The sequence below is a fragment of the Bacillus sp. N6 genome (assembly GCF_052805735.1).
The window spans coordinates 1,768,029-1,785,069 of record NZ_CM127843.1 but is presented as its reverse complement, the minus strand read 5'-3'; the positions used below and the strand labels follow the sequence as shown (position 1 = coordinate 1,785,069).

Annotated in this window: 17 protein-coding genes and 1 pseudogene; 5 read left to right on the top strand and 13 right to left on the bottom strand. The window is 34.3% G+C overall.

The genetic code is table 11. The annotated features are described in order from the left end of the window. Positions 1–15 precede the first annotated feature (15 nt). On the top strand, positions 16–732 hold the full coding sequence (locus ACUXVC_RS09280) for a sulfite exporter TauE/SafE family protein (protein ID WP_257143276.1): 717 nt from the start codon (positions 16–18) through the stop codon (positions 730–732). A gap of 54 nt (positions 733–786) precedes the next feature. On the opposite strand, the gene ACUXVC_RS09275 is transcribed toward ACUXVC_RS09280, so the two are convergent. Beyond that, positions 787–1,659, bottom strand: a complete 873-nt coding sequence (locus ACUXVC_RS09275; RefSeq protein WP_001100328.1) for a LysR family transcriptional regulator — start codon at positions 1,657–1,659, stop codon at positions 787–789. A 143-nt stretch (positions 1,660–1,802) separates the two neighbouring features. Here ACUXVC_RS09275 and ACUXVC_RS09270 point away from each other — a divergent pair, with 143 nt between their 5' ends. After that, positions 1,803–2,510: an alpha/beta fold hydrolase gene (locus ACUXVC_RS09270; RefSeq protein WP_098127473.1), complete on the top strand. Its 708-nt coding sequence runs from the start codon at positions 1,803–1,805 to the stop codon at positions 2,508–2,510. Between the two features lie 72 nt (positions 2,511–2,582). Here the strand turns inward: ACUXVC_RS09270 and ACUXVC_RS09265 are convergent. Beyond that, positions 2,583–3,501, bottom strand: a pseudogene (locus ACUXVC_RS09265) (hypothetical protein). A 239-nt stretch (positions 3,502–3,740) separates the two neighbouring features. On the opposite strand from ACUXVC_RS09265, the gene ACUXVC_RS09260 reads away from it, so the two are divergent. After that, positions 3,741–3,971 (top strand): DUF896 domain-containing protein, encoded by a 231-nt coding sequence (locus ACUXVC_RS09260; RefSeq protein WP_000789783.1) that lies wholly within the window; start codon positions 3,741–3,743, stop codon positions 3,969–3,971. Between the two features lie 47 nt (positions 3,972–4,018). Here ACUXVC_RS09260 and ACUXVC_RS09255 read toward each other — a convergent pair whose 3' ends face one another. The 8 genes from ACUXVC_RS09255 to ACUXVC_RS09220 form a co-directional block, all read right to left on the bottom strand. After that, positions 4,019–4,498 carry a CcdC family protein gene (locus ACUXVC_RS09255; protein ID WP_000561074.1) on the bottom strand — a complete coding sequence of 160 codons (480 nt, stop codon included), beginning with the start codon at positions 4,496–4,498 and terminating at the stop codon, positions 4,019–4,021. Between the two features lie 225 nt (positions 4,499–4,723). After that, positions 4,724–6,081 (bottom strand): IS3-like element ISBce18 family transposase gene (locus ACUXVC_RS09250; RefSeq protein WP_097856517.1). Its coding sequence is split into 2 segments (ribosomal slippage): positions 4,724–5,625 and positions 5,625–6,081, totalling 1,359 coding nucleotides; the frame shifts between segments, so codons are not numbered across the junction. A gap of 76 nt (positions 6,082–6,157) precedes the next feature. After that, positions 6,158–6,553, bottom strand: coding sequence for a cytidine deaminase (locus ACUXVC_RS09245; protein ID WP_000358533.1), 396 nt, complete (start codon positions 6,551–6,553; stop codon positions 6,158–6,160). A gap of 33 nt (positions 6,554–6,586) precedes the next feature. Next, positions 6,587–7,888, bottom strand: coding sequence for a pyrimidine-nucleoside phosphorylase (locus ACUXVC_RS09240; protein ID WP_002093946.1), 1,302 nt, complete (start codon positions 7,886–7,888; stop codon positions 6,587–6,589). Positions 7,889–7,924: 36 nt separating this feature from the next. After that, on the bottom strand, positions 7,925–9,106 hold the full coding sequence (locus ACUXVC_RS09235; protein WP_000876188.1) for a NupC/NupG family nucleoside CNT transporter: 1,182 nt from the start codon (positions 9,104–9,106) through the stop codon (positions 7,925–7,927). Between the two features lie 99 nt (positions 9,107–9,205). Beyond that, positions 9,206–9,877, bottom strand: coding sequence for a deoxyribose-phosphate aldolase (gene deoC / locus ACUXVC_RS09230; RefSeq protein WP_001017440.1), 672 nt, complete (start codon positions 9,875–9,877; stop codon positions 9,206–9,208). Positions 9,878–10,181: 304 nt separating this feature from the next. Beyond that, positions 10,182–11,129, bottom strand: coding sequence for a sugar-binding transcriptional regulator (locus ACUXVC_RS09225; RefSeq protein WP_016082054.1), 948 nt, complete (start codon positions 11,127–11,129; stop codon positions 10,182–10,184). A 370-nt stretch (positions 11,130–11,499) separates the two neighbouring features. Next, entirely contained in the window at positions 11,500–12,090 is a 591-nt protein-coding gene (locus ACUXVC_RS09220; protein ID WP_016082055.1) for a TetR/AcrR family transcriptional regulator, read from the bottom strand. Between the two features lie 625 nt (positions 12,091–12,715). Here ACUXVC_RS09220 and ACUXVC_RS09215 point away from each other — a divergent pair. Together ACUXVC_RS09215 and ACUXVC_RS09210 are read left to right on the top strand one after the other, a co-directional pair. Then, positions 12,716–13,381 carry a CPBP family intramembrane glutamic endopeptidase gene (locus tag ACUXVC_RS09215; RefSeq protein WP_016082056.1) on the top strand — a complete coding sequence of 222 codons (666 nt, stop codon included), beginning with the start codon at positions 12,716–12,718 and terminating at the stop codon, positions 13,379–13,381. Positions 13,382–13,520: 139 nt separating this feature from the next. Continuing rightward, on the top strand, positions 13,521–13,832 hold the full coding sequence (locus tag ACUXVC_RS09210) for a heavy metal-binding domain-containing protein (protein WP_000637505.1): 312 nt from the start codon (positions 13,521–13,523) through the stop codon (positions 13,830–13,832). A 284-nt stretch (positions 13,833–14,116) separates the two neighbouring features. On the opposite strand, the gene ACUXVC_RS09205 is transcribed toward ACUXVC_RS09210, so the two are convergent. The 3 genes from ACUXVC_RS09205 to ACUXVC_RS09195 form a co-directional block, all read right to left on the bottom strand. After that, entirely contained in the window at positions 14,117–14,740 is a 624-nt protein-coding gene (locus ACUXVC_RS09205) for a GNAT family N-acetyltransferase (RefSeq protein WP_001033856.1), read from the bottom strand. A gap of 63 nt (positions 14,741–14,803) precedes the next feature. Beyond that, complete coding sequence (locus ACUXVC_RS09200; RefSeq protein ID WP_446026007.1) at positions 14,804–15,388, bottom strand: TetR/AcrR family transcriptional regulator; 585 nt, start codon at positions 15,386–15,388, stop codon at positions 14,804–14,806. Positions 15,389–15,651: 263 nt separating this feature from the next. Further along, positions 15,652–17,022 (bottom strand): alpha/beta hydrolase family protein, encoded by a 1,371-nt coding sequence (locus ACUXVC_RS09195; protein WP_088025331.1) that lies wholly within the window; start codon positions 17,020–17,022, stop codon positions 15,652–15,654. Between the last annotated feature and the right edge of the window lie 19 nt (positions 17,023–17,041).

Genomic DNA, 17,041 nt, shown 5'->3' with positions numbered 1-17,041 from the left:
AAGGGTGAATATAACGTGTTTTCAACAATAAGTGAATGGAGCTATCAACTCATGTCTCCTTTAATGGATGCCGCGAATGCTACGAAATCTGTACCTCTTTTATTTTCGTTTTTATTAGGAATAGTAGGTATCCTTGCTCCTTGCCAATTAACAGGAAACATTAGTGCTATTACACTTTATAGCAACCAATCTTTACAAAAGGGACATGTATGGAAACATATACTTTTATTCATTTTAGGAAAAATAATGGCTTTTACGACGCTTGGACTATTAGTATGGTTTTTAGGAAAAGAGATTCAGCAAATATTGACTTTGTATTTTCCATGGTTACGAAAAATGATGGGACCCCTATTAATTTTAATGGGGCTACTGTTGTCCGGTATTATAAAAAGAAGATATTTCTTCTCGATTAAATTTATACGAAATCAAAATGAAGTTGGTTCATTTTTACTCGGATTCTTCTTTTCCTTAGCTTTTTGTCCGACTATGTTCGTTCTATTTTTTGGAACGTTAATCCCTTTATCTTTCTCATTTAATTACGGGTACTTGTTTCCAACGTTCTTTTCGATAGGAACTGCTCTTCCTATCGTCGTATTAATGTCCTTCATCTCCTATCTGGGATTAAACGGGGCATTACTAAAGAAGAGCAGGAAAATAGGAAATAGCATTCAGCGTATAGCTGGTTTTCTCCTTATTTTAATCGGATTTTATGATACTGCTCTTTATTGGTAATACATACAAAAGATAAGCTCTAGTGAAATGAGCTTATCTTTTGTAATATTATATTCATTTTTTCTTTTGCTGTAGTTGAGCTAATAAATTCTTAACAAACGCGAGAAACAGCGGGTCATTCTCTTTTTTAGGTGACCATTGCATAATAAGTTGTCGTGGAATTGTAATTTCTATCGGCTGTACAATGAAGTCATGAATAATTTGCTTATGTAGTCCTGATAACGGAACGATTGTTATGCCATTAACTTGTATAGTAAGTGCTAATGCTGAACTAATTGATTCTGACTCCATCACTTTATTAACTGTTATTTCATTTTTCATCAAATACGGTTCGAGCACTTCTTTGCAACCAGAAAGTGGCATAATAAAAGGATAATTTTTTATATCATTAATAGTAAGGTTAGGCGGAACTTTTTTTGAAGAAACCATAACATACGGATCTTCACCAATGACATCATAATGAAATCCTTGTATTAAATTTTCTTTTATAGAAATAGAAAAATCTGCACTACCTGATGATAGCCAATCTAACACTTCTTGATAGCTTCCTTCTCGAACTGCAAGTACATATTGACTATGATCAATATTCCCTAGTTGAATACACTCCGCCAAACAATATACAGTAACGGAAGGATACGTAGCTAGTACAATTTTATACAAGCTTTTATTCTTCAACTGGAAAGCTGTTTCCTCAAGTTTTTCATACTCCATTAGAAGTCGATTCACACCAACTAAAAATTCTTTACCATTTTCAGTTAGAATCGTTCCTTGTCTAGAGCGATCAAATAAAGTTATAGCATATCGTTTCTCTAATTTGTTAATAATATGGGTTATTGCTGGCTGTGTCATATGTAATTCCTTTGCTGCCAGACTAATACTATTTAAACGAGCCACATATGTAAAGACTTTAAAATCAAAAACATTCATTCTGTTCTCCTTATATAAAATATATTTATATCATCTATAAATAACCTTCATTATATTTATGAAACCACTTCATTTACACTGAGTATACATCATCAATATTACAAATAGATGAAACTTATATACCCTAGAGGAGTGTTGATTAAATGAGTACTTACATTTTAGTACATGGAGCATGGCAAGGTGAATGGGCATGGGAATTAGTAAAACCTCAACTAGAGGCTTTAGGTCACACTGTTATTACACTAGACTTACCTGGAAGTGGGAAAGATACAACTCCTTCACAAAATATAACGTTAGATTCCTATGTTGATGCAGTAACAGCTAATATAAATCAACAAAATGAAAAGGTTATTCTTGTTGGACATAGTATGGGTGGAATCGTTATTACTCAAACTGCTGAACTTATACCAAATAAAATCGATAAATTAGTATATCTTTGTGCTTTCTTACCACGAAATGGAGAAAGTCTTGGTAGTAAATTAGACGGAGAAGATGGCCCGCAATTCACTATAAATGAAAATGACTTGACTGCTGAACTTATACCTAATCTAATTGAACAAACATTTTTAAATGCTACAGAAGACGGTTCTATTAAAGAAGCATCTTTTAATCAAATGCGTCCTCAACCACTAGGACCCTTCCAACAAGAGCTGAAAATATCTGAAGAAAACTTTGGAGCCATAGATCGCATTTATATTGAAACGACTCTAGATAGAGCGATTCCAATTTATTTTCAGCGCCGAATGAATACAGAAACACCTTGCAAGAAAATTATTACTTTAGAAGCTGATCATTCTCCATTTTTCTCTAAAGCATCGGAACTTGTTCATTACTTAAATGAATTAAACTAAATTTTTCATAAAATAAATAGACACTCACAGGTGTCTATTTATTTTACTAATTAAAAGCTATCTTTACTCTATCTACATTGCCATGCCCTTTTGCTTCATCTCCCACTTTTTATACAGTAGTACTGCACCAAATAAAAATACTCCCGCAACAAATGAAGCTACTGGTAACATCTTTATCATTCCATCTGGAAATACGAGCGGCAATAATGGAAATGCATACACTGCTGGAATACGTACACCAACAATTTTTAATAAAATAAGCATTAATATCATATTTAATAAAGTGACTACAATCCATGAATCAATCGCAAAGTACAATATTGTTCCAACAGTTGCAGATGTAGTTAATACTACTATTTGTTTAAAAGCCATTTTTTCATTGTACATCGGCTTTTGAAGTGATTCATATACAACAACTAATATTGGTGGAATAACTGCTAATTGTTCATAACCAGTTATCCAACATAAACTAATCCATACGAAATTTAGTATGAGAAATACAGTCATATATTTATACTGTATTTGCACTTTTCGCTTAATACCGTTATTCAATTTAAATATAAGAACACCAACCATTAAAATAAATGTTAAAGCGAATACCGCGATAACAAATGACCATTCCGTCGCATTTGTTACTAATGGTAATAAACCTGTCGCAATAGATGGTGCTAAATTGGATTGAATTACACGTAAAAAAAGCATCATGAATACAAGCGTTAAACTTACTTTCCCTAAATAAGCAATATCCATTTGATTCACCATAAAACCAATCACAGCTGTTATTGAAGGTGCAATGAAGATTTTTTCTGGTTGCCTTAACCATCCTGGCTCACGATACGCCCATAAAGCAATTGCCATCGCTGCTATTTCCGGCAGAATAACTTCCGGATCATTTAATAACACACCCGCTGTTACCATGGCTAAAATAAATAAAATAGCAATCGTATATGAGATGATTGTTTCTTTCTTTCTTTGAAATTACTGCATTCATTATTACATACTCCTTATTGCTTTCATAATGTAAAACAACAACTTAATATACCCTACCACAGTATTGTATGTTAACATCTTTTCTATTTCAAGTATTAGTAGTCATTTACATTCTCTCTCACCCCATACACTTACAAAACAAGGCATTTTATAGACATTGACACTTATTAAAAGATAGGTTAAAATAACTATACATTAGTAAGTAGCTAATGTAATTAAATCTAACTAGAGGTGAAACAAATGAAAAATATTTTATTCCGTATTAACGAATTGTCCAAAAAAGAAAAAGCAACTGGATTAACAGTTGATGAAAAACAAGAACAACAAATGTTGCGTCAAAACTATACACAAACATTTCGTGGAAGCTTAGATTCCATTTTATTAAACACAAAAATTGTTGATCAAAATGGTCTTAACGTTACACCAGCCGCATTACAAGATGCTCAAATACGTTTAAAATTAAGCAAATGAGTTCCGCGCTAAAGAATTTTAATAAAACATAAACAGAGCTGGATTTCCTATATAGAAATTCCAGCTCTGTTTATTGTCTTTTCTAATTTAGTAAACGAGCGATACATCGCAATTCTCCACGACACAATCATCGCAAATGCAAGTAAGAAAAACATTCCGCTTAACTCTGCCAAATCAATTGATTGGCTTAAATATGACTTTAATGCCACGCGTACAGCTAATAAGCCTACTAAAATAAATATGAATGCTTTTGACGGTTTCATAAATATATGTTCGCCTTTTATTTCGAACTTAGTTGTTTTAATAAGAAAAATAGAGAAAATAAGCCCTATACTAATTGCCTCGACTATTTCTAACGATGTTAATCGAAACTCTGGTAAAAAGTACATCATCGCGCCTGTACTCATAAAAATTGGCGGCAATATAATTTTCTTTTTCGTTACCGGCTTTTTCGCTGCTTTAAAACGTAGAAACATTACCCCAACAGCCATACAAACTGCTACGACACTTGATAAAAGTGCTATCATACTTTCCACTCCTATCTATTTAAATGACTTTTTTAGCAAAATCATAAACCATAAGTAACTACATGCCGCATTATAGAATTTCTTCATTATATTCCTCCTGCTGTAAACTTTCCATATTCGCTGCAATCATTTTACGCAAAGTTTATGAACGGAATATGAACAAAAAAGCCATTCTGCAATTAATAATTGTGAAGTGACCCCTAAAAGTTAGACACGGTTATTTCATTAGGCAGCTTGATAAAAATGAGTCCGGTATTGCACCGGGCTCATTTTTAATTTTGCTTTTATCCGTTTTGTATTGTAATAATCTATATATTTTTCTAATTCTATTTTGAAGTGCTCTACACTTTCAAACTCTTTTATGTAGAGAAACTCAGACTTCATGATTCCAAAGAAATTCTCCATTACTGCGTTGTCATAACAGTTGCCTTTACGAGACATACTTTGTACGATACCTCTTTTTTGTAATGCGTGACGGTACTGTTTCATTTGATAATGCCACCCTTGATCTGAATGCATCATTAGTTGGTGATTTTCAGGTAAACCTTCTAATGCTGTCTCTAACATTTCTGAAACAAGTGAATACGTCGGTCTAGAGCCAATTGTATAGGTAATGATTTCACCATTATACAAGTCTAATACAGGTGATAAATAAAGTTTCTCACCGAATAATTTAAATTCTGTAATATCGGTTACCCATTTTTCATTTGGCGTATCTGCCGTAAATTTACGCTCTAAAATATGAGGTGCGATTTTACCAACTGTTCCTTTATAAGATTTATATTTTTTCATACGTACAAGACATTTTAAACCTAACTCTTTCATAATTCGTTGCACTTTTTTATGATTCACTATTTGATTACGATTGGCTAACTCATCACGAATACGACGATATCCATAACGACCTTCGTGTTCATCATAAATCGCTTTAATTTCTACTTTTAAATCGGCATCTGGATCGATTCTATCCATTTGTTTTACATAAAAATAATAGGTGCTTCGAGGGATATCCGCTAACTTTACTAATTCTTTCACTTGAAACTCATGCCTTAATTCATAGACTACTTGTGCCTTGTCTTGTTTGGTGATTTTTCCTTGTTTTGAACTAAGGCATTCAACTTTTTTAAATACGCATTTTCCATACGTAAGCGTTCTAATTCAGCTTGTAACGCTTCAACTGAACCTTCTGCCGGAATCTTTTTAGTATCATGTTTTGTGTTTTTATTTTTCATGGATGGACGCCCCTTTTTCTTTGGTTCAAGGGCATCTAAGCCACCTACTTCAAATTGCTTCTTCCATTGATAAACCGTTGTAAAAGAAGGAATCATGAAGATAGCCGCTGTATCCATTAACGATATACCCGATTGAGCCATAAAATTTAGTACGTCTAGTTTAAACTCTGCGGTGTAATTTGTATAGACCTCGTGTAAACCTTCTTCTCCATGGAGTTCGTATAAGCGTAACCAGTATTGAAATTGTGCCTTTGTAATATGCATCTGTTTTGCATATTCTGCTTGAGAAATTATTTTCGGATTAAATCCTTGAACGAGCGTTAACTTTAAATCCTTCGTAAATTTTGTCATACAAAAAACTGCACCTCCAATTGTTAGACTGTGTCTAACAATTGGGGTGCAGTTCATTGCAAAATGGCTTTTTAACTTATTTTAAATCGTCAATTGTGAAAGCACCTGGAAGTAATTGCTCAACAGTCACTTCTTTTTCATCACCTTTTACATTCGTTAGTAATACAGGCATTTTCGGATCACAGAATTCAGCAATTACTTGTCTACACGCACCACATGGTGAAATCGGTCCATCAGTTTCTCCTGTAATAACTAAGTAACTAAAATCGCGCTCCCCTTCTGATACCGCTTTAAATATTGCTGTTCTTTCTGCACAGTTACATAAACCATAAGAAGCATTTTCTATATTACAACCAGTATAGATTTTCCCTTCTTTCGTAACTAACGCTGCGCCAACAGGAAATTTAGAATACGGAATATACGCTTTCGATAACATCTTGTTTGCTTCTTCAATATATTTTTTCTTATCCATATTATTTCCCCCTCAAAGTAAATGAAATGATCATTAGTCAGTAATAACTGTATGAACTAATTTAGGAGCCACTGCTGTTTCAGCGATAGAGATGTTCTCATAAATTTTTGCTTTTACATCTTCTACATTTTCACGATTTGCGTAGATTGTTACGAACGGCTCGCCTTCTTTTACTGCATCGCCAACTTTTTTACGTAACATTAATCCTACTGCTAAATCGATTTCATCTTCCTTCGTTGCACGACCTGCACCAAGTAACATAGCTGCAATACCAATCTCATCTGCAACAATGTTAGAAATAACACCTGAAGTTTTTGCAGGTACATCAATTACATACTTCGCTTGTGGCATTTTTTCTGGATTGTCTACAATTGAGCTATCTCCGCCTTGATTGCTTAAGAACTCTTTAAATTTCGCAGTTGCTTTTCCGTTTTTCATCACTTCAATTAGCATTTCACGAGCTTCTTCTAACGTATTTGCTTTTTTCGCAAGTACGACCATTTGACTTCCTAATACAAGTACTAATTCTGTTAAATCTTCTGGACCTTCACCTTTTAACGTATCAATCGCTTCTTTCACTTCTAGAGCATTACCAATCGCAAATCCAAGAGGTTGTGACATATCTGAAATAACTGCCATTGTTTGACGTCCTACGTTATTTCCGATACGTACCATTGCATGTGCTAATTCTTTTGCATCTTCTTCTGTTTTCATAAATGCACCAGCACCTGTTTTCACATCAAGTACGATTGCGTCAGCACCAGCTGCAATTTTTTTACTCATAATTGAACTTGCGATTAAAGGAATTGAGTTAACAGTTCCTGTTACGTCGCGTAATGCATAAATCTTTTTATCTGCAGGTGTTAAGTTTCCTGTTTGTCCAATAACAGCTACTTTGTCACGGTTTACAATATCAATGAATTGTTCTTTCGTAATTTCAACGTGGAATCCTTCTACCGCTTCTAATTTATCAATTGTTCCGCCTGTATGTCCTAAACCACGACCAGACATTTTTGCTACTGGTACATCTAAAGCAGCTACTAACGGTCCTAATACTAATGTTGTTGTATCACCAACACCGCCAGTTGAATGTTTGTCTACTTTAATTCCTTCAATTGCTGATAAGTCGATCGTTTCTCCAGACTCAACCATCGCCATCGTTAAATCTGCACGTTCGCGATCTGTCATATCTTTAAAGAAGATTGCCATTGCAAGCGCACTCACTTGATAATCAGGAATACTTCCGTCTGTATATCCATTAATAAAGAATTTGATTTCTTCAGTCGTTAATTCTTTGCCGTCACGTTTTTTTGCAATAATATCTACCATTCTCATTACAATCACCATTCCTTTTTATATTATATAAATCTATTAAAATAATAAGCCAACGATTGTTGCTGATAAGAAACTTACTAATGTTGCACCGAATAGTAATTTCAAACCAAATCTTGCGACTACATTCCCTTGCTTTTCATTTAAGCTCTTAACTGCCCCTGCAATAATCCCAATTGAAGAGAAGTTTGCAAATGAAACTAAGAATACAGAGATAATCGCTGTCGTTCTATCTGAGAAATTAAAGTTTCCTTGTGCTAAATCTGTCATAGCGACAAATTCATTTGATACTAATTTTGTTGCCATAATATTTCCGGCATTAACTGCTTCATGCCAAGGTACACCCATAATAAATGCAAATGGTGCAAATGCATAACCAAGAATTTCTTGGAATGAAATACCGATTACACCTTTAAATACTGCATTAATGAATGCGATAAGAGCAACGAAACCGACTAACATAGCTGCTACTGTAATCGCAACTTTAAATCCATCAATAATGTATTCCCCTAATACTTCAAAGAAGGTCTTCTTCTCTTCTTCTTGTACTTCTAACATATCTTCTTCCTCAGTAACTTCATATGGGTTAATGATAGAAGCAATGATGAAACCACCGAATAAGTTAAGCACTAAAGCGGTTACAACATATTGTGGTTTTAATAACACCATATATGATCCAACGATAGACATAGAAACTGTAGACATTGCTGATGCACATAATGTATACATTCTTTTCTCTGGCAATAACCCTAGTTGTTTCTTAACTGAAATAAATACTTCAGATTGTCCTAAAATCGCAGATGCAACAGCGTTATATGATTCTAGTTTCCCCATTCCATTTACTTTACTTAATGCTAGACCGATAGATTTTACAATAATAGGTAATACTTTAATATGTTGCAAAATACCTATTAAGGCTGATATAAATACGATTGGCATTAATACACTTAAAAAGAACGAAAACTCTTTTTGATTTACTAATCCACCAAATACGAAATTCACACCGTCAGCGGCATATTTTAATAGCTCTCCAAAACCATCTGCTATTCCGCTAATTAATATATTCCCTACACTTGTATTTAATAATAGAAACCCCAAAATGAATTGTAATATAACCATCGTTATGATTGGACGATATTTGACTTTCTTTCTATCATTACTAGCAAGCCAAGCGATACCTAAAATCAATACGAGGCCAAAAACACCGATTAAGTATTTCATAAGCCGTTTCCTCCCATTCGTATCCGCTTACATTTTTTTCAATTATTAAAGCAATAGATATACTTTAAACGTATATCTATTGCTTTAAGCTTTTATCGATTAGTAGTTATCTGTAGCACCTTTTGCATCATTTAATACGATTGCAACACTAGCACTTGCTCCAACGCGAGAAGCTCCAGCAGCTACCATTTTGTCTGCATCTTCACGTGTACGAACACCGCCAGATGCTTTTACACCAACGTTTGGTCCTACTGTTTTACGCATTAATGCGATATCTTCAGCAGTTGCTCCGCCAGTTGAGAATCCAGTTGAAGTTTTTACGAAATCAGCACCAGCTTTTACTGATAATTCACAAGCACGTACTTTCTCTTCATCTGTTAATAGGCAAGTTTCAATGATTACTTTTACAAGAGCTTTTCCTTTTGCTGCTTGTACTACTTCATAAATGTCTTTTTCAACAAATTCGTTATCGCCATCTTTTAAAGCGCCTACGTTGATTACCATATCAACTTCAGTTGCACCTTTTGCGATAGCATCTTTTGTTTCAAATGCTTTTGTTTCAGTAGTGCTTGCTCCTAATGGGAAACCGATTACAGTACAAACGTCTACATCATGTCCAGCTAGTTCATCAGCCGCTAATTTTACCCATGTTGGGTTAATACAAACAGAAGCGAATTTATATTCCTTTGCTTCTTCGATTACTTTCATAACATCTTCTTTAGTAGTATTAGCTTTTAAAATTGTATGGTCAATTAACTTTGCAATGTTCATTATCTTCACTCCTCATATCTTTTAACAACTTCATTCTAACTCTTAGTTGAACAAATGTAAATACACTTTTGAAATTTTGTTCATTCTTTTTTAAAAGGAATTTTCTTGTAGTAAATAAAGCGCATTCTAACAAAGAACACTTCCTATATAATCAAATTTTCTATGTTAACAATGGTAGTATGTATCTCCATATCCATAATTATTTTTAAAAAGGCAATTTGTGTTCAAAAAAGACTCCTATCATTCATACATAACAAAATAAAAGGAGTTCTCAATATGTTAATTTTGAGAACTCCTTTTATTTCTAACCTTTTTCATAATGTAACAGTTCTTTTGCTGTATGCTGATCGATAATTAATACATTTGCATACCCGCCACGTAACGCACCATCAATTGCTTTTATTTTTCTATTACCACCTGCAACTAAAATAGAGCGTTTCTTTAATTTCAGTTCCTCTAACTCAATTCCAATTGTACGCTGATTAATCTCTTCGCTACTAATATTTCCGTCTCCATCAAAGAAACGTGAACAAATGTCACCGACCGATTGTTTTTTGAGTAAACTTGTTTCATCCTTATCGAAATAACCTAATCGGAATAATAGCGCTTCGTCTCGCACTGTTCCTACAGTGAAAACTGCAATATTCGCTTGTTTCCCCATTTCAATAATGTGATGAATATGTCGATCCTGCTCTACTAATTCTTTTGTCACTGCATTATCAAATATAACTGGAAGAGGTAGATTTCTTGGCGTCGTTTGAAAAGCATCTGCAAATAAAGCTATCGTCTCATTCGCATATGTATTTACACTCGAATGACTAATACCGCCTTTTAACTGGACAACCTCTACCCCTTTTACATGTTGCGGTACGATTTTTCTAGCGATTTCATACATCGTCATTCCCCAGCTTACACCAACAATATCACCGTTTTTAACCGTCTTTTCCATATACTCAGCAGCATATTTACTTATATACTCTGTAATCGTTGCATATTCCGGTACTGGAGAAAATACAACATGTGCCTCTAACAAGTTGTACTTTTCTTTCAGTAAATTCCCAACGTTATCTAAATCCGCAAATGGATCGGCGATGCTAATTTGAACAAACCCTTTTTCTTTCGCGTACTTTAACAATCTAGAAATCGTCGGTCTTGAAATATTTAATTTGTTAGCAATTTCTTGCTGACTATAATCTGATTGATAATATAATCTTGCAACTTCAACGCTTAATTGTTGTTTATCTTTTTCCATAGTAACTCATTACAAATCCCTTCCTGTATTTCCCTTTCGTTACAAGCATTATACAGCTTTATGCAAAAAAATTCGACTACCGAATTTTATCTAACTGAACTTCTATTCTACGTATTATATATAATGAAACCTTATTGTGTAGATTTACAAACTCAATATAGAAACACTTACAACATATAAATCAGTTTATATGTAATTCATTCTTTATTGCTTTTCCTGTAGTAACGATAACAAAGCCGTTCAATAAGAAACATGAAACATCGTCTAAAAGCTATTCAAATACCCCTCATAAACAAAAGATACTGTTCATAAGGGGTATGTATTCAATTTAAGTTTATAAAAATCGGATGGAAACACTGCAAGTTCTCACTTATTTAGAATAAGAGAAAAGATGATGTTTTATTTGTTCAATAAAATAATGATGGTGTATATTATCGTTAGATACGCGACTTGCCATAATAGCTCCCTCCATTGAAGATGCAAGAAAAGAAGCGAGCGATATAATATCTATATCTTCTTTAAGTTCTTGTTTCTCTATTCCTTCTTTTATGAGAGAAGCCATTAACATTACTGTATCATCATAACCTTTTGCTGCTGCTTTTTGTAATTCTGGAAATACTCCAGTACTTTCAATTGCGCTATTAAGTAATGGACAGCCTCCAGCAATAGGAGGATTATTAGCTGCATCTTGATATACAAGGAAAATTGCAAGGATTTTATCGATTGCTGTCTTTTTATTTTCCATTGCTTTATGAAAATGACTCCACATAATCTCACCACTTTTGTCATAGGCAGCAAGGACAATTTCTTCTTTACTTTTGAATCTACGATAAATAGATCCTTTAGGTAGTTCAGTAGCTGTCATTATATCCTGGATGGATGTGCGAGTTATCCCATTAGTATTAAATAAATATAAAGATGTTTCAATAATTTTTTCTTTAACCTTATCAACTTTAGTCATGCTTTGTAATCCTCCTAATAAAAACGAGCTTAATATTTCAGGTGATATTTACCATCTATTTTCTTGAATTTTTTTGTAAGTATAAAGAAGTTTGGAACAAAAATATCTTATCAACCCCTATATTATCTGAACCTCAAACAATACGGTTTGAAAAGAGGTTAATCAAATTGTATTATCTATATCACTCAAATGAATTTTCTGTCAAAATTAACATGTCCAATTATTTAATTCAGTCCTGTTATACAACTAATTTCACCTACAATCGTAGAAGGTGTAAAAATATATAGTTAATTTTAACGTATAGACTATGATTATTATATATAATTTTTATTAATATGTTTAGCTAAAGTGTTTGAACCACCCCACTCTCACTTCATTCTATAAAAGATTAATCATTAATGATTATTGGAATTAAATTGTAACAAAGCAACTGAGATATAAATATATTTGCTTTTTACCATTTTGATTTCGTTAAAAGGGTTTAAAAAACTAGAAACTTGTAGTATCATTAGATTTCGATTCAGACCGAACCGTCCGGTTTTTAACATAAATATATTTAGAAGGAGAACGTTATGCAGAAAGAAAAATCAAAGATTATAGGTAATTTAATTACGGGGGCAATAAAGTGAACTTTATAAAAATGAATAAAAAAGAAATTATTATGCTAATCGTTTATACAATGTTTGCACTACTTCAAATTGGCTTGTTCATATTATTTGGCCTATCACTTTTAACTAACAGCAATTTAGTTGAATCAGAATTTGCTCTTAGTGCCATCGGTTTGACTGTACCTGCTATTGTAGGAATAATTTTCTTTAGGAAAGAAATTATTGAAAGTTTTACTTATTTTAAAGAGAAAACAATTTTGAAAATAGTAAGTGTTCCTCTGGTGGTTTTATTTACGGTAATTGTAGAACAATCTGTTATGCGTTTTCTAGCAACTGCCCAGCCAGAGAACCAAGAACAGCTCCTTGAAACAGGTACGGGGATACCTCTTATTTTTACATTGCTAGTATTTGGTATTCTAGGGCCATTGCTTGAAGAAATTGTGTTTCGTCATATAATATTAAATCGTTTTTCACATTATATTGGTACTGCTATTGCATCTATCATCTCGATTATAATTTTTACAGTTCTTCATACGAATCAGCTTTCGGATATTGCTATTTATTTACCTGGCTCGGTGATACTTACTGTAGCTTATCTTATTTCTAAGAGATCCATTGCATATGTTATGGCGATACATATGTTAAACAATTGCATCACTTTCATTCAATTGCATATGTCATAGCGATACATATGTTAAACAATTGCAGGTTTTGATGCAAAAATACTCTATGTTTCTATCGAGTATTTTTGGCACCAGAACCACTTTTTCTAAGGCATAAGAAATCTTATCAAAACTACAACTTATTAGGAGAGTGTCGGTCATGATTGTAACAACAACTTCTGGAATTCAAGGTAAAGAAATTATTGAGTATATTGATATTGTAAATGGTGAAGCTATTATGGGTGCAAACATTGTCCGCGATTTATTCGCTTCAGTTCGTGATGTTGTCGGTGGCCGTGCTGGTGCTTATGAAAGTAAGCTAAAAGACGCTCGTGATATTGCAATGGACGAAATGAAAGAACTTGCAAAACAAAAAGGTGCGAACGCTATCGTTGGTATTGACGTAGATTACGAAGTTGTACGTGATGGAATGTTAATGGTTGCTGTCAGTGGTACAGCTGTACGTATATAAGTAAATAAAAAAACGGTTCCTCCCTTGGAATTTATACTTTGAGGAGAGGCCTGGTTCTGTTGCAGATTTTAAAGAATAAAAAGAGATGTTGATAAAGCATTATACGTCGAAAAAACACAGTTTGAGTGTAAACTGTGTTTTTTTATATAGAAGCCTCATCCCATCACTATCAAGCTAAAATTTTGTGTTAACTTGTAAAAAATGTACATTTTTTACTTTGGGGTAATTTTGAATCCTTAAGCTTATGGGCATGTGCTGGTACCCTCTAATACTGTACAAATTTTTTATAAATGGTTGTAAGGTTCTACGTTTTTGACCATTCTGTACAACGATAACTTTGGTTTATTGATTTCACCTGTAATCTGGTAGCCTATCCTCTGATACAATTTAATGGCAAGTTGGTTCTCTTTCTTTACCGTCAGAGAGCATTTGGCAAAGCCTTGCAGCGAAGCTTGTTCCTCAGCAAACTCAATTAATCTGGTACCTATCCCTAGTCCTCGACTTTCGGGCAGTAAGGCAATTGTTCCGATGTGAAACTCGTCATCTTCTCCCTCCTTCAAGGTAAACATGGAATAAAGCATTTTAATATTCAGAATGTTATAAACAACAAAACCCAGCTTTCGGAACGAAAGCAGCTGTTTAAAAGTGGGCCAGGCAAGACGATTTAAAACGGGTATGGGATAGCAAGTAATCATCCCTAAAGTTTTCCCGTCCATTTGAGCTTCATAGGCGTATTGATGACTAAAACGGTTGTTCTCCTGCCGCCATAGCTTACAAAATGTCCAATCGACTGTGTTCTTCTCCTCAGATCCTGCAAGTGGAAACGCCATGTATTCCAATGCCATTACATTTAGCTGGGCGCCGACCATGGATTGATGAACAGCCTTTACAATAGAGATTTTATTCATTATCCTATTGCTCCTTTTCACTTTCTATATTATTAATATTAATTATCATGGATTTGAATCAGTTCACTTCCCTCTCAATTCATCCTTAGCTTTGAAACCATAATAAAATGTATTTAAAACAAGCTCTGCAGCAGATTTTTTAGCCACATTTCCTTCATTTACCTGTTCCCAGGTATGGAAAAGCAGAGCATAAAGCGTATTCAAAATCCATTCACTGCTAACTGTTTGCTGAAAGTAACCTCTTTGTTGTAGCAATTCAATAACGCGTCTTAAGGGTTCCCTCAGCTTCTCTTCTGCTTCACCTAATTCTTTGTTGTTAAATACAGATGCATCATGACCTAGAAAATAGATTTTGTCACCTAAAGGGATTAACGCTTCAATGAGTTCCGGGATATAGTTTTCGCTTCTTTCCTCATCCAGTGGAATCTGGTTTACAGTATCACTTACCAGTTGTATAGCCCGATGGCCCAAGAACAGCATCAATTTCTCCCTGCTTTCGACGTAGCGATGGAGTGTAGCAATTCCAATTCCCGCATATTCCGCAATTTCATTCATCGAAGCAGTAGGATTTTCAACAAGCAATATAGTAGCTGAATCAAGAATTGCATTAAATCTCGCTTCCTTCAACGCTGACAAGTCTTTCTTCATCGTCAATCTCTCCCTTTTTCTGTATAAAGTCGTCATTTTTGATAGATAAATATATCATTTGATATTATAATAAACAATCTCAAATAAAGTGTCCAGCTGCTGAATGTAGCTTTTCAAAAAGAATTATATTCCTGAAACTGATAGTACTTTGAATGTTTCATTTTTAGCATTTCATTATTTAGATAACGATGAAGAAATTAAATTCTTTAATGTAATAAATACAAGAGCCAAAGGAAATGGTACGAGTTACTTTCTGCATAAAGTTATCGGTTTATTTTAAAATTCACTTCCGGGTATTTGCTTATCAGCCTTTTAAGGGTTGAGCCGTCATCCTTCTGTTTTACATACTGGTCAAAAAATGCCAGGCTGAATTCGTTAATAATACGATGAACTTCCTTTGGATTTTCACCTGGGCTCTGCAACAGAGGTGAGAACAAATGTAAATCGGTAAAGCTTGTATGATCCGTATGAGGAATGACCATTGACATACCACCGCCAGCTAACCCGCGTCCGTATCGCTCCCTCACTTCAAAGGGATCTGCTTCATCAGGCTCTTCTGCATTCATGAGCAGAAATGGTTTTCCAATGCCACTTTCAGGCAAGATTTCACCATACAATGTACCATCCATATTGATAGCTGCTTTGACACGAGAATCTTTTGCAAGTATTTGTGCTGCGGTAGCTCCACCGTAAGAGTGGCCAAACATTCCAATTCGCGAGGTATCCAGTCTTCCTGTAAAGAAACCGGTCTCATCGTTTTCGTTAAGTTTCTCTATCTGATTAAGGACAAAGCTGACATCTTCCTCCCATAATTTTATGTGGCTATCTCCTTCATCAGTTAAATTGATGGGCTGTACGTAAGCAGTTCGACCACCTGGAAAGACGGTAGCTGCAGCATCAAAGGTATGATCGATACTTAGAACAATATATCCTTGACTAGCCAACTCCTCAACTTGAAACGTGTTTTGATTACGAAAACCATTAAAACCATGAGAGAAGAGTAATATGGGATAGTGATTCTCTGAGTCTGAGAGTTGTAAATCTATAAACGAATGAGACTTTACCAATTCCATGTGGCTGAATGCAAATGCAGGAATAGACAATGTTTTTTCCAATCCCTTGGAGAGCTCATTTATGTTACGAATATAAGGTTCTGGATCCCCCTTGCTTTTTTCAGCTGCAGGATACCAAATTTGCACCATCAGTTCGCGCCGATCGTTTGGATTTTTTGAATATGGTTCATTTCTCTGATGATCAACCCAATGATATAGCTTCGTACCGACCCTATGTGGACCAGTTGGTTCTTCAAATGAAAATACTGGCATAAGTAAGGGTAGCGCAACTGCTACAGACAAATAGATACATAGTAACGAAGTCTTAACTATGAATACACCCGAACTTCTAAAGCCCTTTTTCCGCCCAGCTAATAAATAGCATAAAATTAAGATAACTGGGGATACATATGCCGGAATCATCTGCCACCTAAAACCTTCTGCCAATAACTGAACTGTAACCATTACAACGGCAATCAAAGTAGCTAATTTAGACCACTTTTTCGTTTCTCTGCCTATTAACAGTATCCAACTCAATAGACTAAAATTCACTACTATCAAAACAACTTCCCAGAAATTCATTGGCCTATCTCCTTTGCAT